The organism is Pseudomonas sp. SIMBA_041 (assembly GCF_046535095.1).
GTDB lineage: Bacteria > Pseudomonadota > Gammaproteobacteria > Pseudomonadales > Pseudomonadaceae > Aquipseudomonas > Aquipseudomonas mucoides.
This window is the reverse complement of sequence record NZ_JAWRXJ010000001.1, coordinates 451118-472442: the sequence shown is the minus strand read 5'-3', so window position 1 is coordinate 472442 and position 21325 is coordinate 451118. Positions and strand designations below refer to the sequence as shown.

The following is a 21325-nucleotide window of genomic DNA, read 5'->3' as shown; positions in this document are numbered from 1 at the left end:
ACGCTATCGCGAGCAAGCTCGCTCCTACATTGGAATGCGTTTCAACTGTAGGAGTGAACCTGCTCGCGATGGGGCCTTCAAACCATCGCCGCAAAGTTCAGCCTGAACTGCTGTGGCGTTACCCCCAATCGGCGGTTGAACACGCTGCGCATGTGCTGGGCATCGCGGAATCCACATTGGTAGGCCACGGTCTTGAGCGGCGAATGCGTGCTCTCCAGCAGCACCCGCGCCGCATCCACCCTCGCCCGCTCGACGAATTCCGCCGGGGTGATTTTGGCTTCCTTGGCGAACACCCGGGAAAAATTGCGGGTGCTCATGTTGGCCGCGTTCGCCAGGTCCGCGATGGTCAGGTCGCCGGTAAGGTTGGCCAGCACGTAGAGCTGAACCAGCGCCACGGCAGAGGTGGGTTCAGCGTGGGGCGTGAGAAACGGGCTGAACTGCGATTGCCCGCCCGAGCGTTGGGTGAACACCACCAGGCGCTTGGCCACGTTCAATGCGACTTCCGGTCCGTGGTCCATGGCCAGCAGATACAACGACAAATCGATCCCCGCCGTGACCCCGGCCGAGGTGTAGAGCTCACCGTCCTGCACGTACAAGCGATCCGCTTCGACCTGAGTCGACGGACATAACTGAGCCAGCGCGGCAGCGTCACCCCAGTGAGTCGTCACGGTTCGCCCCTCCAGCAATCCGGCCCGGGCGAGGATGAAGGCGCCGTTGCAGATCGAGCCAAAGCGTTGCGCCCGCGCGCAGGCAGATCGCAACCAGGTATCGAACGCCGCGCCGAAATCCATGAACGGCAACTGCGGCCCACCGGCCACCAGCAGCAAGTCATACGCCTCAAGCGCTTCGCTGAAGTGCCGGTGCGCATTGAGCGACAGACCGTTGGAACACGGCATCACCCCGCGCTCGACGCCGATCACTTCCAATCGATAGTGATCCGCTGGTTCGAGGAAACGATTGGCTTCAGAAAACACATCCATGGGACCGGTGACGTCCAGGGACTGAACGCCGGCGAAGACCACGATGGCGACGGTTTTACTCATGGAAACAAACGCCCTCAATTGTTAGCCATTACGCGACCGGTAGCAGCTGTCGAGCGTGCGAGGCTGCGTTCGGCTGCGCAGCAGTCGTGAAATCAGGCACCGCGGTTTTTCAGGTAAACCGCGTACTCCGGGTTTACGACTGCTTCGCAGCCGAACGCAGGCTCGGCAGCTGCTACAGATCCGTCCAACTTAGCCAATCCAGGCGCAACAAGCGAGGTTGGCGCGATATGCAGGTTCATTGGCAAGGATCGCAGCCATGGATCGATTGTCCGGTTTCAGGGGGCGGCACAGACTTTACCCATCAGCGCCGCCACGGCGTTCCCCACGAGGAAATCACCATGAGCAGCATCATTGCCGGTATCAAAATCCCCGACAGCGCACTGGCCAAGGCCACCACCGAATACATCCGCGACGTCGAATCCGACCTGCTGTATCACCACTCCCGCCGGGTGTTCCTGTTCGGTGCCTTGAGCGGCGAACGCAAGCAACTGGCCTACAACCCGGAGCTGTTGTACGTCGGCGCAATGTTCCATGACCTCGGTCTGGTGGAAGGTCATCGCAGCGCTGACGAGCGTTTTGAAGTCGACAGTGCCAATGCCGCCAAGGCGTTCCTCAAGCCTTATGGGCTGAGCGATGACGATATCGAGCAAGTCTGGCTGTCGATTGCGCTGCACACCACACCGGGCGTGCCGCAGCACCTGCGGCCGAACGTGGCGCTGGTGACCGCCGGGGTTGAAATGGATGTGCTGGGAATCGACTACGCGGCGTTTTCCACCGTGCAGCGCGAGGCGGTGGTGCATGCGCATCCACGCGGTGATGGGTTCAAGGAGTGCATCCTGTGTGCGTTCGCCAACGGCTTCAAGCACAAGCCGGACACGACGTTCGGCACGGTGAATGCGGATGTGCTGGTGGACAGCGAGGTGGGGTTCAAGCCGATGAACTTTGTCGAGATCATCCGCAAATCCCCTTGGGTTGCCTGAAACAACTGTGGGAGCGAGCTTGCTCGCGATGGCGGACTAACATTCAACATCTTCGCTGAATGTAATGGCCTCATCGCGAGCAAGCTCGCTCCCACAGGGGAGTTGGGTTGGCCACGTATTTGTGGTCAACCCGGCATTGCGCTTAAGCCGCTTCCGGCGCCGGGGCGCGGCGTACGTCCGGTTGTTTCCAGGAGTCGGCAGCGCCTTCTTCGATGGCTTGCTGAATCGCACGCTTGCGGCTTTCTTCGGCGCGGCGGCTGAAAAACCAGACCAGGAAGGTCACGATCGACACCGCCAGCAGAATCAGGCTGGCCACCGCGTTGATCTCCGGCTTCACGCCCAGGCGCACCGCCGAGAACACTTCCATCGGCAAGGTCGTCGAACCCGGGCCCGACACGAAACTCGCCAGCACCAGGTCATCCAACGACAGGGCAAACGACATCATGCCGCCCGCCGCCAGCGACGGCGCGATCATCGGGATGGTGATCAGGAAGAACACCTTCCACGGCCGTGCACCGAGGTCCATGGCCGCTTCTTCGATGGACAGGTCCAGCTCACGCAAGCGCGCCGACACCACCACCGCCACATACGCGGCACAGAACGTCGTGTGCGCAATCCAGATGGTGATGATCCCGCGTTCCTGTGGCCAACCGATCATCTGCGCCATCGCCACGAACAGCAGCAACAGCGACAGACCGGTGATCACTTCGGGCATCACCAACGGTGCGGTCACCAGACCGCCGAACAGCGTACGCCCCTTGAAGTGGGTGATACGGGTCAGGACGAACGCCGCCAATGTACCGAGCGCAACCGCTGCAATCGCCGTGTAGCAGGCGATTTCCAGCGAGCGCACCACCGAGCCCATCAGTTGGCTGTTGTCGAGCAGGCCGACGTACCACTTGATCGACCAGCCGCCCCACACCGTCACCAGTTTCGAGGCGTTGAACGAGTAGATCACCAGGATCAGCATCGGGGCGTAGATAAACAGCAAACCGAATACCAGCATCAGGCTGGAGAAACTGAAGCGCTTCATTCTTTGCCCTCCATTTCTTTGGCCTGACTGCGGTTGAACAGGATGATCGGCACAATCAGGATCGCCAGCATCACCACCGCCAGGGCAGACGCCACCGGCCAGTCACGGTTGTTGAAGAACTCTTGCCACAGCACTTTACCGATCATCAGGGTTTCCGGACCGCCGAGCAGTTCCGGGATCACAAACTCACCGACCACCGGGATAAATACCAGCATGCAACCGGCGATGATGCCGTTTTTCGACAGCGGAATCGTGATCTTCCAGAAACTGTTGAACGTGCTCGAACCGAGGTCCGAGGCGGCTTCCAGCAGGCTCTGATCGTGCTTCACCAGGTTGGCGTAGAGCGGCAGGATCATGAACGGCAGGTAGGAATAAACAACACCGATGTACACCGCGAGGTTGGTGTTGAGGATCTGCAGCGGTTCGTTGATCCAGCCCATGCTCATCAGGAAACCGTTGAGCAGGCCGTTGTTGCTGAGGATGCCCATCCACGCATACACGCGAATCAGGATCGCGGTCCAGGTCGGCATCATGATCAGCAGCACCAGCACCGTTTGCAGCTCTTTACGGGCGCTGGCGATGGCGTAGGCCATCGGGTAACCGATCAGCAGGCAGAGGATGGTGCTGAACAACGCCATCTTCAACGAGCCGAGGTAAGCGGCGATGTACAACTCGTCGTCGCCGAGCATCGCGTAGTTGCCGAGGTTGAGCAGCACCTGCAGCTTCTGGTCGACGAAGTTGTAGATCTCGGTGTACGGCGGAATGGCCACGTCGGCTTCGGCGAAGCTGATCTTCAAGACGATGAAGAACGGCAACATGAAGAACATGAACAGCCAGATGAACGGAACCCCGATGACCAGCTGACGGCCACCGGGAATTATTCGATTGAGGCGGCGTTTGAATTTGCGCATGTTCATGAACGAAGCACCACGCCGCTGTCGTCTTCCCAGTACACGTAAACCTGGTCACCCCAGGTCGGGCGCTGGCCACGGCGCTCGGCGTTGGCGACGAACGACTGGACGATCTTGCCGCTCGGCAGTTCGACGTAGAACACCGAGTGGCCGCCGAGGTAGGCGATGTCGTGCACCTTGCCGCTGGACCAGTTGTATTCACAGGTCGGCATGGTCGGCGTCACCAGCAGTTTTTCCGGGCGGATCGCGTAGGTCACGGATTTGTCCTGCACCGAGGTGCTGATGCCGTGGCCCACATAGATCTGGCGGTCCAGGTCCTTGCAGGTGATGGTGGCGTGACCTTCGGCGTCGTCGATCACTTCACCGTCGAAGATGTTGACGTTGCCGATGAACTCGCAGACCAGGCGACTGGTCGGGGTTTCGTAGATGTCGATCGGGCTGCCGATCTGGGCGATCCAGCCCAGGTGCATGATCGCGATGCGCTCAGCCATGGTCATGGCTTCTTCCTGGTCGTGGGTCACCATGACGCAGGTTACGCCGACGCGCTCGATGATCTCGACCAGCTCCAGTTGCATTTGCGAACGCAGCTTTTTATCCAGTGCACCCATCGGCTCGTCGAGCAGCAACAGCTTCGGTCGCTTGGCCAGGGAGCGCGCCAGGGCCACACGCTGACGCTGGCCACCGGACAACTGATGCGGCTTGCGCTTGGCGTACTGGCTCATCTGCACCAGCTTGAGCATGTCGGCCACGCGGGCATCGACTTCAGCGGCCGGCAGTTTGTCCTGCTTGAGGCCAAAGGCGATGTTCTGCGCCACGGTCATGTGCGGGAACAAAGCGTACGACTGGAACATCATGTTGATCGGTCGCTCGTACGGCGGCATCTCGGTGATGTCGACGCCGTCGAGGTAAATGCGCCCCTCCGTGGGCCGTTCGAAGCCTGCGAGCATGCGCAGCAAGGTGGATTTGCCCGATCCCGAACCGCCGAGCAGGGCGAAAATCTCGCCTTTCTTGATTTCCAGGGACACATCGTCCACGGCAATCGTCTCGTCGAACTTCTTCGTGACCCGGTCGATTTTGACCAACACCTGTTTAGGTGACTGGTCGCCCTCGAGGGCTTTCTTATAGGCGCCGGAGGCAACTGCCATTTACGAAACTCCCAGAAAAAAAGAGTGCAGTTCGCTCAAGGTGAGCCAACCTTGGATAGTTTGAGCCTTGAAGCTATTTACCCGTCTTGACCTTGGTCCAGCTACGGGTCATCAAACGTTGAATGTTCGGTGGTAACTCGACCGACACGTAGGTCTTGTCGAGGACTGCTTGCGGTGGATAAACCGCTTCGTCGGTGCGAATGGACTGTTCCATCAGTTTGTCCGACCCGGGGTTAGGGTTGGCGTAGCCGACGTAATCACTGACCTGGGCAATCACCTCAGGTTTCAGCAAATAGTTGATGAAGGCGTGGGCTTCCTTGACGTTGGCCGAGTCCTTTGGAATCGCCAGCATGTCGAACCACAGCGCGCCGCCCTCTTTCGGAATCGTGTAGGCGATCTTCACGCCTTTCTTGGCTTCGTTCGCACGGTTGCGAGCCTGGAACATGTCGCCGGAGAAACCGATCGCGATGCAGATATCGCCATTGGCCAGGTCGGTGATGTATTTGGAAGAGTGGAAGTACGTCACGTAAGGCCGCACGGCCAGCAACTTGGCTTCGGCCTTTTTGTAATCTTCCGGGTTGGTGCTGTTGGCGTTCAGGCCCATGTAGTTGAGGACCGTGGGCATCATTTCGTCAGCCGAGTCGAGGAACGCTACACCGCAGCTGTGCAGTTTCTTGATGTTCTCCGGCTCGAACAGCACGCTCCAGGAATCAATCTTGTCGACGCCCAGCACAGCCTTGATCTTGTCGACGTTGTAACCGATGCCGTTGGTGCCCCACAGATACGGCACAGCGTACTGGTTACCCGGATCGTTCTGCTCCAGGCGCTTGAGCAGCACCGGGTCGAGGTTGCCGTAGTTCGTCAGTTTGGAGCGGTCGAGCTTCTGGAAAGCGCCTGCCTTGATCTGCTTGCCGAGGAAGTGGTTGGACGGCACGACGACGTCGTAACCGGTACGCCCGGCCAGCAACTTGCCTTCCAGGGTTTCGTTGGAATCGAAGACGTCGTAAACCGGCTTGATGCCGGTCTCTTTCTGGAAGTCTGCCAGGGTGGTAGAGCCGATGTAGTCCGACCAGTTATAAACATGCACAGTGCCGGCGGCCTGGACATTGACGGCCAGCGTCAACCCGGCTGCGACCAGCATGGCATTGCGAAACAAAGAAAAAATAGGCAAGTGGAGGTCCTCTAAAATTAGTTGGGCCCAAGTTGCCCCGCGTTACATGACAGCCATGGCTGCCCGGCAACAAAACCGGCGCGCAACTTACCCTCGAAAAACCGTTCCAGCAAAACTTTTATGCAGATACCTGTAGCAGCTGCCGAAGGCGGCGTTAAGGTCCGAAGGACCTTCCCGCGTTTTCAACAGCACAACTGCTCCGCAGTCGGACGCAGCCTGCGGCAGCTGCTACAGGGTTTTACGTCTTATTTACCCGATTTGATCTTGGTCCAGCTGCGAGTCAGCAGACGCTGGGTCGCGGCCGGCAAGTCGGCAATCGCGTACAGCTTGGCCATCACGTCCGCTGGCGGGTAGATGCCCGGGTCGCTGGTGATGTCTTTATCAACCAACGGTGTGGCAGCTGCGTTACCGTTCGGGAAGCGTACGGCGTTGGTGATTGCAGCCATGACTTCCGGCTTCTGCAGGTAGGTCATGAACTTGTAGGCGCCTTCGACGTTTTCGGCATCTTTAGGGATGGCGACCATGTCGTAGAAGCTGCCGGCACCTTCTTTCGGAATGTTGTAGCTGACTTTCACCTTGTCACCGGCTTCAGCCGCGCGGGACTTGGCCTGGTACACGTCACCCGAATAACCCACGGCTACACAGATGTTGCCGTTGGCCAGGTCGGAGATGTACTTGGACGAGTGGAAGTAGGCGATCGAAGGACGAACTTTCAACAGCAGGGCTTCAGCCTTGTCGATGTCTTCCTTCTTCTGGCTGTCGGTCGGCAGGCCCAGGTAGTGCAACGCCGCCGGAATCATCTCGGTTGGCGAATCCAGCAGGCTGATACCGCACGACTTCAACTTGGCAGCATTTTCAGGCTTGAAGATCAGGTCCCAGGAATTGGTCGGTGCGTCGGCGCCCAGTGCCGCCTTGACCTTCTCGGCGTTGAAGCCGATACCGATCGAACCCCACATGTACGGGAAGGCGTGCTCGTTACCCGGGTCACTCACCGATACTGCTTTGAGCAGTTCAGGGTTCAGGTTTTTCCAGTTAGGCAGCTTGGACTTGTCCAGCTTCTGGTAAACGCCGGCCTTGATTTGCTTGGCCAGGAAGTTGTTCGACGGCACGACGATGTCGTAACCGGACTTGCCTGCCAGCAACTTCGCTTCGAGGGTTTCGTTGCTGTCGAAAACGTCGTACACCACCTTGATCCCGGACTCTTTTTCAAAGTTCGCGATCGTGTCCGGAGCGATGTAATCGGACCAGTTATAGACGTGCAACACCTTGTCGTCCGCCTGAACTGCACCCGCCATCGCGCCCAACAGGGACATGGCGAGAAGGGTCTTGCCAGCTATCTTCATACCTAATGCCTTCATCAGTAATGCTCCAATTTTTTCTTTTTAACCACGTGCTCAGCGGCCTTTTACTGGGCATCCGAACAACCGGTAGTCTGGCAAGTTCCGAGGCAGGCTTTCAAGGAAAGACCCATCCTTAATTTGCCCTGAGCGAAGTGCCAGCTTCGCACCCCGCTCAGAGCCTAGCACTTAGCCCTGCAACGCACTCAGGGTCAGGTCCAGACACTTGCGTGCCTTGGTCACCAACTCGTCGATTTCAGCCGGTGTAATCACCAGTGGCGGAGCAATGATCATGGTGTCGCCCACGGCACGCATGATCAGGCCGTTGTCAAAGCAGAACTGGCGGCAGATCATGCCGACGCCCTTGCCTTCGTAACGTTTACGCGTGGCTTTGTCCTGAACCAGTTCAATGGCCCCCAGCAGACCGACCCCACGCACTTCCCCCACCAGCGGGTGATCGTTCAGTTCCCGAAGACGCTTTTGCAAATAGGGTGCCGTTTCTGCATGAACGCGCTCGATAATTTTTTCTTCGCGCAGGATGCGGATGTTTTCCAGTGCCACCGCAGCCGCCACCGGGTGACCGGAGTAGGTGAAACCGTGGTTGAAGTCGCCGCCTTCGTTCAGTACGGCAACCACTTCGTCACGCACGATCAGGCCACCCATAGGGATGTAGCCGGAGGTCAGGCCCTTGGCGATGGTCATCATGTCGGGCTTGAGGTCGTAGTAATCGGTACCGAACCACTCACCGGTGCGGCCGAAACCACAGATCACTTCGTCTGCCACGAACAGGATGTCGTACTTGGCGAGGATTTCCTTGATGCGCGGCCAGTAGGTCTCAGGCGGAATGATCACGCCGCCGGCACCCTGGATCGGCTCGGCAATAAAGGCGCCGACGTTGTCCACGCCGATTTCCAGAATCTTCTCTTCCAGCTGATTCGCCGCCCAGACGCCGAACTCTTCAGGCGTCATGTCGCCGCCTTCGCCGAACCAGTACGGCTGCGCGATGTGGACGATGCCCGGGATCGGCAAGTCGCCTTGTTCGTGCATGTACGTCATGCCACCCAAGCTCGCGCCGGCCACGGTGGAACCGTGATAACCGTTCTTGCGGCTGATGATGACTTTCTTTTTCGGCTGGCCCTTGATCGCCCAGTAGTGACGAACCATACGCAGCATGGTGTCGTTGCCTTCGGAGCCGGAACCGGTGAAGAACACGTGGTTCATGCCTTGCGGCGCGATGTCGGCGATGGCCTTGGCCAGTTCCAGTACCGGCGGGTGAGCGGTCTGGAAGAACAGGTTGTAGTAAGGCAGTTCGCGCATTTGCTTGCTGGCCGCGTCGGCCAGTTCATCACGCCCGTAACCGATCGCGACGCACCACAGGCCGGCCATGCCGTCGAGGATCTTGTTGCCTTCGCTGTCCCACAGATAAACGCCCTTGGCGTTTGTGATGATGCGCGGGCCTTTCTCTTTCAGCTGCTTGAAGTCGCTGAACGGGGCCAGGTGGTGATCGTTGCTCAGGGTTTGCCATTCACGGGTTTGCGGATTATTGCTGGTCATACCAATCTCCAAAAAAAATCAGGTGAAAGCGCCGCCCGACAACGACGGCGCCCGGCGTATCAGACGGCGAAGAGCAGGAATTCACGCTCCCACGAACTGATGACGCGCTTGAAGTTTTCATGCTCGGCCCGCTTGACCGCGACGTAGCCAGTGATGAAGTTTTTGCCCAGGTATTTCTCGATGGTCGTGCTGTTTTCCATGCGTTCCAGCGCGTCCTCGATGGTCAGTGGCAGGCGCAGGTTGCGGCGCTCATAGCCACGACCCACCACCGGTGCGCTCGGGTTGAGCCCTTCGACCATGCCGATGTAGCCGCAGAGCAAGCTCGCGGCAATCGCCAGGTACGGGTTGGCGTCAGCGCCCGGCAGGCGGTTTTCCACCCGACGGTTTTGCGGCCCGGCATCCGGAACCCGCAGGCCCACGGTGCGGTTCTCTTCGCCCCACTCCACGTTCACCGGTGCCGAGGTGTCCGGCAGGAAGCGGCGGAACGAGTTCACGTTCGGCGCGAACAGCGGTAACAACTCAGGGATCAGCTTCTGCAAGCCACCGATGTGGTGCAGGAACAGTTGGCTCATGGTCCCGTCTTCATTGGAGAAGATGTTCTTGCCGGTTTCGATGTCGATGATGCTCTGGTGCAAGTGCATCGCGCTGCCCGGCTCACCGGTCATGGGCTTGGCCATGAACGTCGCCGCCACGTCATGCTTGAGCGCGGCTTCACGCATGGTGCGCTTGAACACCAGGATCTGGTCGGCCAGGGACAGGGCATCGCCGTGACGGAAGTTGATTTCCATCTGCGCCGTGCCGTCTTCGTGGATCAGCGTGTCGAGGTCCAGTTCCTGCAATTCGCACCAGTCGTAGACGTCTTCGAACAGCGGGTCGAATTCGTTCGCCGCTTCGATCGAGAACGACTGACGCCCGATTTCCGGACGCCCGGAACGGCCGATTGGCGGTTGCAGCGGGTAGTCGGGGTCGTCGCTGCGCTTGGTCAGGTAGAACTCCATTTCCGGCGCCACGATGGGCTGCCAGCCGCGGTCGGAATAGAGTTTGAGGACCTTCTTGAGCACGTTGCGCGGCGACAGCTCGATCGGGTTGCCTTGCTTGTCGTAGGTGTCGTGGATCACCTGGGCGGTGGGCTCGATGGCCCACGGCACGAGGAATACGGCGTTCTGGTCGGGGCGGCAGATCATGTCGATGTCGGCCGGGTCGAGCAGTTCGTAATAGATGTCGTCTTCGACATAGTCGCCAGTCACGGTCTGCAACAGAACGCTTTCGGGCAGGCGCATGCCTTTTTCTGCAATGAACTTGTTGGTCGGCGAGATCTTGCCCCGGGTGATCCCGGTCAAGTCGGCGATCATGCATTCGACTTCTGTGATCTTGTGGTCTTTCAACCAATCGGTGAGCTGGTCGAGGTTGTTACTCATAAATGCCTCTAGGCTTTGAGTTTCCTGACGCTTGCTCGCATCAGGCAATAGTTGACGCATCGGCGTCGCGTTGAAACGGGTGTCTACGTCAGGCTATCGTGTTTCCCCGGACGGTGCGGCAAACGCCGGGCGTGCAGAATCACGAGCAATGCCCTGAGCGAAAGCCGGGCCGCTATTGTGAATCGGTTCTATATTGAATGAAGTAACCGTAATGGGGGTGCCATCTCGGCCGTCCAGAATATCGGACGGAGACAGGCAATCCGTCAGGGACGGCAGAAAGACCAGCCGTCCCGGAGCCTTCGAGGCCACGGCGCGGACGAAGGTGTCGCCACTGATGTGATAAGCATGCAGACCAATCTGCCTAGAGCAGTTGGTGACGCCGATTAACGGCAGGCGAGACATGAAGCACCCCGGTATTATTGGTGTTATGGGTTTGAATCGAGCTTAGCCTTGTTCATTTTTTTACACAACACCCCCGTAAAAAATACAACACGCCCCGCTCAAGCCCGCGGCAGCCAAAGCGTTCAAAGGCATAAAAACGCTCCAAAGTGCCCCAAAAAAGCCTTACGAGCGCTTTTTTAGGGCAAAAAAGGCCTCGCTTGACTTCGGCATGCCGTTCGGGTTGACTGGAATCCGAAGAGATCAATGATTGATATTTTTAACAACAAAGGTGTTGCATCATGTCGGTACCCCCGCGTGCCGTTCAGCTTAACGAAGCGAACGCGTTCCTTAAGGAACATCCTGAGGTTCTGTACGTTGACCTTCTGATTGCGGATATGAATGGTGTGGTGCGCGGCAAGCGCATTGAACGCACCAGCCTCCACAAGGTTTACGAGAAAGGCATCAACCTGCCGGCCTCTCTATTTGCTCTGGATATCAATGGTTCGACGGTGGAAAGCACCGGCCTGGGCCTGGACATCGGTGATGCTGACCGAATCTGCTATCCAATCCCTGACACCCTGTGCAATGAGCCTTGGCAGAAGCGCCCTACCGCGCAACTGTTGATGACCATGCACGAACTCGAAGGTGACCCTTTCTTCGCGGATCCCCGTGAAGTCCTGCGTCAAGTTGTGACCAAGTTCGACGAGATGGGCCTGACCATCTGCGCAGCCTTCGAACTGGAGTTCTACCTGATCGACCAGGAGAACGTGAATGGCCGCCCACAACCTCCGCGCTCGCCGATCTCCGGCAAACGCCCGCACTCGACTCAGGTCTACCTGATCGACGACCTCGACGAATACGTCGACTGCCTCCAGGACATTCTGGAAGGTGCGAAAGAGCAAGGCATCCCGGCCGACGCCATCGTCAAGGAAAGTGCCCCGGCGCAGTTCGAAGTGAACCTGCACCACGTGGCCGACCCGATCAAGGCCTGCGACTACGCGGTCCTGCTCAAGCGCCTGATCAAGAACATCGCCTACGACCATGAAATGGACACCACGTTCATGGCCAAGCCTTACCCGGGCCAGGCGGGCAACGGTCTGCACGTACATATCTCGATTCTTGATAAAGACGGCAAAAACATTTTTGCCAGCGAGGATCCCGAGCAGAACGCCGCACTGCGTCACGCGATCGGCGGTGTGCTCGAGACCCTACCCGCGCAGATGGCTTTCCTCTGCCCGAACGTCAACTCCTACCGTCGTTTCGGCGCACAGTTCTACGTGCCGAACTCGCCGTGCTGGGGCCTGGACAACCGTACTGTAGCGATCCGCGTTCCAACCGGTTCCTCCGATGCCGTACGCATCGAACACCGTGTGGCCGGCGCCGACGCCAACCCATACCTGTTGATGGCTTCGGTCCTGGCAGGCGTGCATCACGGTCTGACCAACAAGATCGAGCCGGGCGCGCCCGTGGAAGGCAACTCCTACGAGCAGAACGAGCAAAGCCTGCCGAACAACCTGCGCGACGCATTGCGTGAGCTGGACGACAGCGAAGTCATGGCCAAGTACATCGATCCTAAATACATCGATATCTTCGTGGCCTGTAAGGAAAGCGAGCTGGAGGAGTTTGAACACTCCATCTCCGACCTTGAGTACAACTGGTACCTGCATACCGTGTAAGCGGTTGCAGTAAAAAAGAACGCCGTCGGCTTTACAGCTTACGGCGTTTTTTTATGGCCGCCTTCGGCGGGTCGCGAGCAAGCTCGCGCCCACAGGGATCTATGGCGTACGCCAAATCTGTGTTTCACATCGATCAACTGTGGGAGCGAGCCTGCCCGCGATGGCGTCCTGGCAGACAACATCAAACCCTGCTCGTACAATGCCCGCTGCCCCCGCAGGAGACTTCAATGACCCGACTCGCCACCCCACGCAAACCCCGCGCCCGCAGTCAGGCGCGGATCGATTCGATACTCGATGCCGCCCGCACGCTGCTGGCCGCCGAGGGCGTGGCCAGTCTGTCGATCTACAGCGTCGCCGAGCGCGCGGAGATCCCGCCCTCCTCCGTCTACCACTTCTTCGCCAGCGTCCCGGCGCTGCTTGAAGCGCTGACGGCCGACGTCCACGCCGCGTTCCGCGCCTGCCTGCAAGCGCCCATCGAGCATGGCGCCCTCAGCGGCTGGCGTGACCTGTCGCGCCTGGTGGAGCAGCGTATGCTGGCGATCTACAGCGAAGACGCCGCCGCCCGCCAATTGATCCTCGCCCAGCATGGCCTGACCGAAGTCACCCAGGCCGACCGCCAGCACGACATCGAACTGGGCGACCTGATGCACAAACTTTTCGATCACCATTTCGAATTGCCGAAGCTGCCAACGGACGTGGATGTGTTTGCGCTGGCGATGGAGCTCGGTGACCGCGTTTATGCGCGCTCGGTGCAGCAGCATGGTCAGATCACGCCGCGGATGGCCGAGGAAGGGATGCGGGTGTTTGATGCTTATCTTGGGTTGTACTTGCCGCCGTACTTACACAAGCGCGTTATCCCTGCCTGAATTTCGCGGGTTTTAATGGCCCCATCGCGAGCAGGCTAACTCCTACAGTTGATCTTCAGCGCAGACAGAATTTGTGTACGACAAAAATCCCTGTAGGAGCGAGCCTGCTCGCGAAGGCCGCACCGCCGATTTCACTGAATAAGTTACAACTTGGCGATCGACACTTCAGTGGATTTCACAAACGCAATCACTTCACTGCCGACCACCAGTTCCAGCTCTTTCACCGAGCGGGTGGTGATCACCGAAGTAACGATGCCGGATGCGGTCTGAACGTCGATTTCCGACAGCACGTCGCCCAGTACGATTTCCTTGATCGAGCCTTTGAATTGGTTACGAACGTTGATGGCTTTGATAGTCATACGATTTCTCCTGAGGTCGAAATGAGCTGCAAGTGGCAAGCTACAAGCAGCAAGTAAAAGCGCTCTGCTTCCTCTTTCCGCTTGAAGCTTGCAACTCGCCGCTGCGTCTATTGCGCCCAACGCAATTGCGTAGGCAAGGGTGAAACGGGTTCCGGTTCCGGCGGTTCGCCGGGCTGTGCGAGGACGCGATTGAGGACTTCGGTTTCCAGTGCCCCCAGCCGATGCGAACCGCGCACCCGAGGGCGCGGCAGTTCCACCATCAGGTCGAGGCCGACTTCGCCCTCTTCGATCAGGATCACCCGGTCGGCAATCGCCACCGCTTCACTGACGTCGTGGGTCACCAGCAACACGGTGAAACCATGCTTGCGCCAGAGCCGCTCGATCAGTTGCTGCATCTCAATTCGGGTCAGGGCATCCAGCGCGCCCAGCGGTTCGTCGAGCAGCAGCAAGCGCGGTTGATGGATCAACGCACGGGCCAGCGCCACACGTTGCTTTTGTCCACCGGACAAGGCCGCCGGCCATTCATTGGCGCGATCCGCCAGGCCGACCGACTCCAGTGCTTCAAGGGCTTGCGCACGCCAGTCGCCATTAAGGCCGAGGCCGACGTTGTCGATGACCTTTTTCCACGGCAGCAAACGCGCTTCCTGGAACATCAATCGGGTGTCTTCCCGCGCATCACTCAACGGCGCAGCGCCGGCGAGCAAGTCACCGCCCGTAGGTTTGTCGAGGCCCGCCAGCAAACGCAGCAACGTACTTTTGCCGCAGCCGCTGCGCCCGACCACCGCAACGAATTGGCCCGCCGGAATGTGCAGATCGATCTCGCGCAATACCTGCCGCGAGCCAAAGGTTTTTTGCAGCTTGCGCACCACCAGCGCAATCCCGCGCAGCAGGCGTGGAGGTTGCTGAGCGGTCATGCCGCACCTCCTTTGACTACCTGATAAGCCGGGTGCCAGCGCAGCCATACGCGTTCAAGTCCACGGGCCGCGAGGTCGGCCAGTTTGCCAAGCACCGCGTACAGAAGAATCGCCAGCACCACCACGTCGGTCTGCAAAAACTCTCGGGCATTCATCGCCAGATAACCGATGCCGGAACTGGCCGAAATGGTTTCCGCAACGATCAGCGTCAGCCACATGAAGCCCAACGCAAAACGCACACCGACCAGAATCGAAGGCAGCGCACCCGGCAGAATCACCTGGCGAAACAGGCTGAAACCAGACAAGCCATAACTGCGCGCCATCTCCACCAGTGCCGGATCGACGTTGCGGATGCCGTGATAGGTGTTGAGGTAAATCGGGAACAACGTGCCCAGCGCCACCAGGAAAATCTTCGCCGACTCGTCGATGCCGAACCACAGAATCACCAGTGGAATCAGCGCCAGGTGCGGCACGTTGCGGATCATTTGCACCGAACTGTCGATCAGGCGTTCGCCCCATGTCGACAGGCCGGTGATGAAGCCCAGCACCAGGCCGATGCAGCCGCCGATAGTGAAGCCCAACGCGGCGCGCCAGCCGCTGATTGCCAGGTGCGTCCAGATTTCACCGCTGCGCACCAGGCTCACACCGGCTTCGATCACGGCGATCGGTGCTGGCAGGATCCGCGTCGACAACCAGCCCGCCGACACCGACAACTGCCACACCGCCAGCAGCAACACCGGCAACGCCCACGGCGCGAGGTTGTGGATGATTTTTTTCATGGCGCGCCTCAGCTCCGGGACGCGGCTTTGGGAAGGATGTCGTTGGCGACCATCTCGCCGAACGGGCTGACGTAGTTGGCCCCCTTCGGCAACTCCGGACGTTGAATGTCCAGATGCGGAAAGAGCAATTCGGCCACGCGGTAAGACTCTTCAAGGTGTGGATAACCGGAGAAGATAAAGGTGTCGATGCCCAGGTCCGCGTACTCCTTCACGCGGGCGGCCACGGTCGGGCCGTCGCCGACCAATGCCGTACCGGCACCGCCACGCACCAGACCGACACCGGCCCACAGGTTGGGGCTGACTTCGAGGTTGTCGCGGCTGCCGCCATGCAGGGCGGCCATGCGTTGCTGGCCGACGGAATCGAAACGCGCCAGCGAAGCCTGGGCACGAGCGATGGTTTCATCGTCCAGATGCGAGATCAATTTATCGGCGGCTTGCCAGGCTTCGGCGTTGGTCTCGCGAACGATTACATGCAGACGAATACCGAAGCGCACTGTGCGACCGAGCTTCGCCGCTTTGGCGCGCACTTGCTCGATTTTTTCGGCCACGGCGGCCGGCGGTTCGCCCCAGGTCAGGACCATTTCCACTTGCTCTGCCGCGAGGTCTTGCGCCGCTTCCGACGAGCCACCGAAGTACAGCGGCGGACGCGGTTGCTGGATCGGCGGATAGAGCAATTTCGCCCCTTTCACGCTGATGTGCTGACCGTCGTAATCAACGGTTTCGCCTTCGAGCACGCGACGCCAAATGCGGGTGAACTCCACCGAGGCCTGATAGCGCTCTTCGTGGCTGAGGAACAAACCGTCGCCGGCCAATTCGTCCGGATCACCGCCCGTGACCAGATTAAACAACGCACGACCGCCAGACAGACGATCCAGGGTCGCCGCCTGACGCGCGGCCACCGTCGGGGAAATGATCCCGGGGCGCAGAGCGACAAGGAATTTCAAACGCTGGGTCACCGGGATCAGCGACGCGGCCACCAGCCACGAGTCTTCGCAGGAGCGCCCGGTAGGAATCAGCACCCCGCCGAAACCCAATCGATCCGCCGCTTGCGCGACTTGTTGCAGGTAACCGTGGTCGACGGCGCGAGCGCCTTCGGCGGTGCCAAGGTAATGGCCGTCGCCGTGGGTAGGCAGGAACCAGAAAATATTGAGGCTCATGGAGTGGTCTCCTTCAAAGAATCGAATTACTGCGCTTTCGCAACGGCTGCCGGTGGCGTCCAGATCACGTCTTTGATGCTCAACGGCTTCGGAATCAGCTTGAGCTGGTAGAAGGTGTCGGCGATTTTCTGTTGCGCGGCGACCACTTCAGGCGTGAGGAACAGCGCGCCATAGCCCTGGCGTTTCACCGAGGTCAGGGTAATGTCGGCCGGCAGACCGAGCAGTGGCGACACCTGTTGGGTCACGTCTTCGGGATTGGCCTTGGACCATTCACCGACCGCGCGCACTTCTTCGACGAGGGTCTTGATCACCTCAGGATTTTTCTGTGCGTAAGGTTTGGTCGCGAGGTAGAACTGATGGTTGTCGACGATGCCCTGGCCATCGCGCAAGGTCTGCGCTTGCAGTTGTTTCTCGGCAGCGGCCTGGTACGGGTCCCAGATGACCCAGGCGTCGACGCTGCCACGCTCAAAGGCAGCGCGAGCATCGGCTGGCGGCAGGAACACGGTCTGGATGTCGGTGTATTTGAGGCCGGCGTCTTCCAGCGCACGCACTAACAGGTAGTGGACGTTGGAGCCTTTGTTGAGCACGACTTTCTTGCCCTTGAGGTCCTTCACCGATTTGATCGGCGAGTCCTTCGGCACCAGGATCGCTTCGCTGTGGGGCGCCGGTGGTTCGTAGGCGACGTAGAGCAGATCGGCGCCGGCAGCCTGGGCGAACACCGGCGGGGTTTCACCGGTCACACCGAAGTCGATAGAGCCAACGTTCAGGCCTTCGAGCAGCTGCGGGCCGCCGGGGAATTCAGTCCATTGCACGTCCACGCCTTGGGCGGCGAGACGTTTTTCCAGGGTGCCCTTGGCTTTGAGCAGCACCAGCGTGCCGTACTTTTGATAACCGATTCGCAACGTCTCGGCTTGAGCTTGAGTAATGGCGCCGAAGGACACAGCCGCAACAAACAGAGCGACCAGACCACGACGCAAAATGACAGTGCGCATAGCGCTCTCCTTTTTGCAGTTGGGTGTTGGCTGCACCTGCTTGGCCGTTGGCGGCTGAGTAAGGTGAGTGGATCAATGTCGGGTGAGGCTCAAATGCTCCAGCGAGCACTCAACAAACGTTCATTCAACAGGTTCGGATCGAGCGGCTTGGGCCGTCGCGCCATGGCGCTGAAAAACAGGTCCAGCGACTCGTTCAATCGTTGTTCCAGCTCCGGCGCCAATTGCGCCTGGGCACTGCCTTCGCCGTAAGCGATCTGGCTATCTACCGCAAAAATTCCGTGAAGCATTTCCTGGGCTTTCAGTGCCGACAGCACGGGCTTGAGTGCGTAGTCCACCGCCAGCATGTGGGCGATGCTGCCGCCGGTGGCCATCGGCAATACGACCTTGTGGGCCAGGGCGCGCTCGGGCAGCAGGTCCAGCACGGTTTTCAGTGCGCCGGAGAACGACGCTTTGTAAACCGGTGTGGCGATCAGCAGGCCATCGGCGTTTTCAATCTGTTGCAGCAGGTCGATGACCTTGGGGCTGTCGAAGCGTGCGTGCAGCAAGTCTTCCGCCGGGAAATCCCGAATCTGGTAACTCACCACTTCTACCCCTTGCTCCTGCAACCAGCGCTGGGAGCGTTCCAGCAGCACCCCGGATCGGGAGCGTTGGCTGGGACTGCCACCGAGTGAGACGACCAGCATTCAGAGGATTCCTTGAACGGTGTTGGCGATTCGCGGTTTGCGATCTCGCTGGGATGGGAGTGACCTTAACAGCTGATTGTTATATCCATAAATCATATTTATTCATTTGGTTATGCTTTATGGAGATATATAAAACAGTGCTTTCCTGACATAAAAAAAGGCCGTCGAAACGGCCTGAAATCCCCTGCTATTGGATCTGGGTTCTGCAGTGCCTGTCAGGGCCTCATTGCAATGGCGATTCAAGCCGCGCAGAAAATGTTTAGCGATTCGGCTGCGGCGTCAGGCGCAGATACGGTTTCACCGTCCGATAACCCTTGGGAAAACGTTGCTTGATTTCATCTTCGTCCTTGAGCGACGGCACGATCACCACTTCATCACCGTCCTGCCAGTTGGCCGGGGTCGCCACCTTGTAGTTATCGGTGAGTTGCAGCGAATCAATGACCCGCAGGATTTCGTGGAAGTTGCGGCCGGTACTCGCCGGGTAGGTGATGGTCAGCCGAATCTTTTTGTTCGGGTCGATCACGAACAGCGAGCGCACGGTCAGGGTGTCGTTGGCGTTGGGATGAATCAGGTCGTACAGGTCCGACACCTTGCGGTCGGCATCGGCGAGGATCGGGAAGTTGACGAGGGTGTTCTGGGTTTCGTTGATGTCCTCGATCCACCGGTGATGCGAGTCCACCGGGTCAACCGACAGGGCGATGGCCTTGACCCCGCGCTGGGCAAATTCGTCCTTGAGCCGGGCGGTGAACCCCAGTTCGGTGGTGCACACCGGGGTGAAGTCCGCCGGATGGGAAAACAGCACACCCCAGCTATCGCCCAGCCATTCGTGGAAACGGAGGGTGCCGGCGCTGGAGTCCTGTTCAAAGTCGGGGGCGATATCGCCCAGTCTGAGGCTCATGATGCTGCTCCTGGTGAATGCGTGTTGAGCTCGACTTTGCCTGCATCCGCGAATAATTAAAAAGAATAAATATCGATTTATTTAGATCATAAAGAAATATTAAAGATCTGTTCACTGGACGCGAACAGACAACGCGCCCAACATCGCCCACAAGGTTCGAGAAGGCCTTGAGTGCTGCAAAAGAGGGGAATTTCGAGGCGGGTTTACGGGGGTGACCCCGCCTTGAAACGCAAAAGCCCCGCCGGGCGAGATGCCGGGCGGGGCTTTTTTTGTCTCGGTTACAAGAGCGCTATTACAACAGCGGGATCGAGTAGCTGAGGATCAGGCGGTTTTCGTCCTGGGAGCGAGTGCCCGGCAGGTCAGTGCGCCACATAGCGTTTTTCCAGGCAACACCAAGGTTCTTCAGCGGGCCGTCCTGAAGGACGTAGGCAACGCTCAAGTCGCGTTCCCACTCGGAAGCGCCGTTGGCCAACTCGCCACCTTTTGCGTTGACGGTGTCGATGTTGTCACCGCGCAGGTAAACCATACCGGCGGTCAGGCCTGGTACGCCAACCTTGGCGAAGTCGAACGAGTAGCGTGCTTGCCAGGTTTTCTCGCCGGCACGGCCGAACTTCTGGATTTGCGAATCGGTGATGGTGTAGTTCGACGAACCGTCACCCTGGTTCAGCCAAGGGAAGTCGCTGCTGCCGTTGCTGACCTGGTAACCGCCACCGAAGGTATGACCGGCAACCGAATACAGGAACAGGCCGCTGTACAGGTTGTTGTCGACCTTGCCTTTACCGTTTGGCGCGTTGTAGTTGCCAGTGGTGTAGTACAGCGGGTCGTGACCGTTGGCACCGTCGTCAGAGCTGTTGAAGTAACGGAAATCCGACTTCAACACGCCCGGGCCGATTGCCCAGTTGTGAACCAGACCCAGGAAGTGTTGCTTGTAGAACTCTTCCAGGTTGCCGTAGTAGTACTGGGCCGTCAGGTCCTTGGTGATTTTGTAGTCACCACCGGCGTAGATGAACTTGTTGCTGTCACGGAATTTGGTCCCACGGGAGTTCGCGCCCGAAATGGACATCTGCTCGTTGTTGCTGGAGTTACGGCCTTTAACGGCTTCGATCTGACCACCGACCAGGGACAGGTCCTTGATCTCGGCGGAAGTGATCTGGCCACCCTGCCACGTTTGCGGCAGCAGACGACCATCGTTGGTCACGATGACCGGGTTTTTCGGCTGCAAGGTGCCCAGTTTCAGCTCAGTCTGGGAAACCTTGGCCTTGGCCGTCAGGCCCAGGCTGGAGAAGTCATCAACCGCTTCGCCGTTGGACTTGCTCGGGAACACAGTGCCGCCGTACGAGGTGGCAGTCGCGCCGTTGGTGCCGCCGCCCGAATCCAGCTTCACGCCCAACAGGCCGATCGCATCGATACCGAAGCCGACGGTGCCTTGGGTGTAACCGGAGATGAAACGCAGATCGAAGCCTTGGCCCCACTCTTCGTTTTTGTTCGGACCGGTACCGTCACGGTTATCGGTGTTGATGTAGAAGTTACGCAGCCCCAGGGTGGCCTTGCTGTCTTCGATGAAACCAGCGGCGCCTGCTTGCTGCGCCAAAACCCCAACGGCCACAGCGATGGCCAAGGTGGACTTGTTCATTGTTTCGCTCCTCATTACTAATGCTTGTGGTCCTGGTCCTGGGTCGAATGCCCTGGATCCTAAGACGCGCAATTGTTGCCGAGCCTTCTAGGCCGGTCATTTTGGCCGTGCAGGATACACAGCTTCATAAAGCCAAAAAGAATTTTGTTTTTCTTTTTAATACCGTTTAGGTATATGCCTGCACAGCACAGATCCGAGGTATCGGCATGAAAGCCAATTCCTTGACCTGTTCTACTTACGAGGTTTTTCAACTAACGCCGGCTCCACGATGAGGACCGGTCGGAGCCCACTTTAGGTGCCCGTGACAAAAACCAAAAAGAATAAAAAGTACGCACAACTGCAGTTATTGGAATATTGACAGGCAAAAAAAAGCCTCGCCAGTTGGCGAGGCTTTT

At 58.8% G+C, this 21325-nt stretch carries 19 protein-coding genes and 1 pseudogene; 3 read left to right on the top strand and 17 right to left on the bottom strand.

Going from position 1 to position 21325, the window contains the following annotated elements:
- Window positions 1–77 precede the first annotated feature (77 nt).
- Window positions 78–1043 carry a GlxA family transcriptional regulator gene (locus tag SB725_RS02205; protein ID WP_027926493.1) on the bottom strand — a complete coding sequence of 322 codons (966 nt, stop codon included), beginning with the start codon at window positions 1041–1043 and terminating at the stop codon, window positions 78–80.
- Window positions 1044–1381: 338 nt separating this feature from the next.
- Here SB725_RS02205 and SB725_RS02200 point away from each other — a divergent pair, with 338 nt between their 5' ends.
- Window positions 1382–2023 (top strand): HD domain-containing protein, encoded by a 642-nt coding sequence (locus SB725_RS02200; RefSeq protein WP_027926492.1) that lies wholly within the window; start codon window positions 1382–1384, stop codon window positions 2021–2023.
- 142 nt (window positions 2024–2165) lie between these two features.
- Here the strand turns inward: SB725_RS02200 and SB725_RS02195 are convergent, their stop codons facing one another.
- From SB725_RS02195 to SB725_RS02160, 8 genes and pseudogenes are all read right to left on the bottom strand, one after another.
- Entirely contained in the window at window positions 2166–3056 is an 891-nt protein-coding gene (locus SB725_RS02195) for an ABC transporter permease subunit (protein ID WP_027926491.1), read from the bottom strand.
- Window positions 3053–3934, bottom strand: coding sequence for an ABC transporter permease subunit (locus SB725_RS02190; protein ID WP_172825964.1), 882 nt, complete (start codon window positions 3932–3934; stop codon window positions 3053–3055). Before SB725_RS02190 ends, SB725_RS02195 begins: the two co-directional genes overlap by 4 nt.
- A 35-nt stretch (window positions 3935–3969) precedes the next feature.
- Window positions 3970–5112, bottom strand: coding sequence for an ABC transporter ATP-binding protein (locus SB725_RS02185; protein WP_027926489.1), 1143 nt, complete (start codon window positions 5110–5112; stop codon window positions 3970–3972).
- 73 nt (window positions 5113–5185) lie between these two features.
- Entirely contained in the window at window positions 5186–6283 is a 1098-nt protein-coding gene (locus tag SB725_RS02180; RefSeq protein WP_027926488.1) for a polyamine ABC transporter substrate-binding protein, read from the bottom strand.
- A 245-nt stretch (window positions 6284–6528) separates the two neighbouring features.
- Window positions 6529–7626: a polyamine ABC transporter substrate-binding protein gene (locus SB725_RS02175; RefSeq protein ID WP_027926487.1), complete on the bottom strand. Its 1098-nt coding sequence runs from the start codon at window positions 7624–7626 to the stop codon at window positions 6529–6531.
- A gap of 183 nt (window positions 7627–7809) precedes the next feature.
- Window positions 7810–9174, bottom strand: coding sequence for an aspartate aminotransferase family protein (locus SB725_RS02170; protein WP_027926486.1), 1365 nt, complete (start codon window positions 9172–9174; stop codon window positions 7810–7812).
- Between the two features lie 59 nt (window positions 9175–9233).
- Window positions 9234–10592: a glutamine synthetase family protein gene (locus SB725_RS02165; RefSeq protein WP_027926485.1), complete on the bottom strand. Its 1359-nt coding sequence runs from the start codon at window positions 10590–10592 to the stop codon at window positions 9234–9236.
- Between the two features lie 111 nt (window positions 10593–10703).
- Window positions 10704–10994, bottom strand: a pseudogene (locus SB725_RS02160) (gamma-glutamyl-gamma-aminobutyrate hydrolase family protein); the annotation flags it as partial.
- Window positions 10995–11272: 278 nt separating this feature from the next.
- Between SB725_RS02160 and SB725_RS02155 the strand changes: the two are divergent.
- Window positions 11273–12649: a glutamine synthetase family protein gene (locus tag SB725_RS02155; protein WP_017341358.1), complete on the top strand. Its 1377-nt coding sequence runs from the start codon at window positions 11273–11275 to the stop codon at window positions 12647–12649.
- A gap of 227 nt (window positions 12650–12876) precedes the next feature.
- Window positions 12877–13515 carry a TetR/AcrR family transcriptional regulator gene (locus SB725_RS02150; RefSeq protein ID WP_027926484.1) on the top strand — a complete coding sequence of 213 codons (639 nt, stop codon included), beginning with the start codon at window positions 12877–12879 and terminating at the stop codon, window positions 13513–13515.
- Between the two features lie 143 nt (window positions 13516–13658).
- Here the strand turns inward: SB725_RS02150 and SB725_RS02145 are convergent, their stop codons facing one another.
- From SB725_RS02145 to SB725_RS02110, 8 genes are all read right to left on the bottom strand, one after another.
- On the bottom strand, window positions 13659–13874 hold the full coding sequence (locus SB725_RS02145) for a molybdopterin-binding protein (protein ID WP_003229256.1): 216 nt from the start codon (window positions 13872–13874) through the stop codon (window positions 13659–13661).
- 107 nt (window positions 13875–13981) lie between these two features.
- Window positions 13982–14788, bottom strand: a complete 807-nt coding sequence (gene ssuB / locus SB725_RS02140; protein ID WP_410921201.1) for an aliphatic sulfonates ABC transporter ATP-binding protein — start codon at window positions 14786–14788, stop codon at window positions 13982–13984.
- A complete protein-coding gene (ssuC, locus tag SB725_RS02135) occupies window positions 14785–15567 on the bottom strand; it encodes an aliphatic sulfonate ABC transporter permease SsuC (protein WP_027926482.1) in 783 nt (260 codons plus the stop codon). Before ssuC ends, ssuB begins: the two co-directional genes overlap by 4 nt.
- Before the next feature lie 8 nt (window positions 15568–15575).
- The gene (ssuD, locus tag SB725_RS02130; protein WP_027926481.1) at window positions 15576–16724 is read right to left on the bottom strand and encodes an FMNH2-dependent alkanesulfonate monooxygenase; all 1149 of its coding nucleotides are present in this window, start codon (window positions 16722–16724) and stop codon (window positions 15576–15578) included.
- 26 nt (window positions 16725–16750) lie between these two features.
- A complete protein-coding gene (locus SB725_RS02125) occupies window positions 16751–17716 on the bottom strand; it encodes a sulfonate ABC transporter substrate-binding protein (RefSeq protein WP_059181992.1) in 966 nt (321 codons plus the stop codon).
- Window positions 17717–17805: 89 nt separating this feature from the next.
- Entirely contained in the window at window positions 17806–18399 is a 594-nt protein-coding gene (gene ssuE, locus SB725_RS02120) for an NADPH-dependent FMN reductase (RefSeq protein WP_059181991.1), read from the bottom strand.
- 259 nt (window positions 18400–18658) lie between these two features.
- A complete protein-coding gene (locus SB725_RS02115) occupies window positions 18659–19297 on the bottom strand; it encodes a peroxiredoxin (protein ID WP_410921199.1) in 639 nt (212 codons plus the stop codon).
- 292 nt (window positions 19298–19589) lie between these two features.
- Complete coding sequence (locus SB725_RS02110) at window positions 19590–20930, bottom strand: OprD family porin (RefSeq protein ID WP_027926477.1); 1341 nt, start codon at window positions 20928–20930, stop codon at window positions 19590–19592.
- Window positions 20931–21325: the final 395 nt, after the last annotated feature.

Coding starts and splice junctions, on each gene's coding strand:
- SB725_RS02205 (WP_027926493.1), bottom strand. CDS start 1,043: ATGAGTAAAACCGTCGCCATCGTGGTCTTCGCCGGCGTTCAGTCCCTG.
- SB725_RS02200 (WP_027926492.1), top strand. CDS start 1,382: ATGAGCAGCATCATTGCCGGTATCAAAATCCCCGACAGCGCACTGGCC.
- SB725_RS02195 (WP_027926491.1), bottom strand. CDS start 3,056: ATGAAGCGCTTCAGTTTCTCCAGCCTGATGCTGGTATTCGGTTTGCTG.
- SB725_RS02185 (WP_027926489.1), bottom strand. CDS start 5,112: ATGGCAGTTGCCTCCGGCGCCTATAAGAAAGCCCTCGAGGGCGACCAG.
- SB725_RS02175 (WP_027926487.1), bottom strand. CDS start 7,626: ATGAAGATAGCTGGCAAGACCCTTCTCGCCATGTCCCTGTTGGGCGCG.
- SB725_RS02170 (WP_027926486.1), bottom strand. CDS start 9,174: ATGACCAGCAATAATCCGCAAACCCGTGAATGGCAAACCCTGAGCAAC.
- SB725_RS02165 (WP_027926485.1), bottom strand. CDS start 10,592: ATGAGTAACAACCTCGACCAGCTCACCGATTGGTTGAAAGACCACAAG.
- SB725_RS02155 (WP_017341358.1), top strand. CDS start 11,273: ATGTCGGTACCCCCGCGTGCCGTTCAGCTTAACGAAGCGAACGCGTTC.
- SB725_RS02150 (WP_027926484.1), top strand. CDS start 12,877: ATGACCCGACTCGCCACCCCACGCAAACCCCGCGCCCGCAGTCAGGCG.
- SB725_RS02145 (WP_003229256.1), bottom strand. CDS start 13,874: ATGACTATCAAAGCCATCAACGTTCGTAACCAATTCAAAGGCTCGATC.
- ssuB (WP_410921201.1), bottom strand. CDS start 14,788: ATGACCGCTCAGCAACCTCCACGCCTGCTGCGCGGGATTGCGCTGGTG.
- ssuC (WP_027926482.1), bottom strand. CDS start 15,567: ATGAAAAAAATCATCCACAACCTCGCGCCGTGGGCGTTGCCGGTGTTG.
- ssuD (WP_027926481.1), bottom strand. CDS start 16,724: ATGAGCCTCAATATTTTCTGGTTCCTGCCTACCCACGGCGACGGCCAT.
- SB725_RS02125 (WP_059181992.1), bottom strand. CDS start 17,716: ATGCGCACTGTCATTTTGCGTCGTGGTCTGGTCGCTCTGTTTGTTGCG.
- ssuE (WP_059181991.1), bottom strand. CDS start 18,399: ATGCTGGTCGTCTCACTCGGTGGCAGTCCCAGCCAACGCTCCCGATCC.
- SB725_RS02115 (WP_410921199.1), bottom strand. CDS start 19,297: ATGAGCCTCAGACTGGGCGATATCGCCCCCGACTTTGAACAGGACTCC.
- SB725_RS02110 (WP_027926477.1), bottom strand. CDS start 20,930: ATGAACAAGTCCACCTTGGCCATCGCTGTGGCCGTTGGGGTTTTGGCG.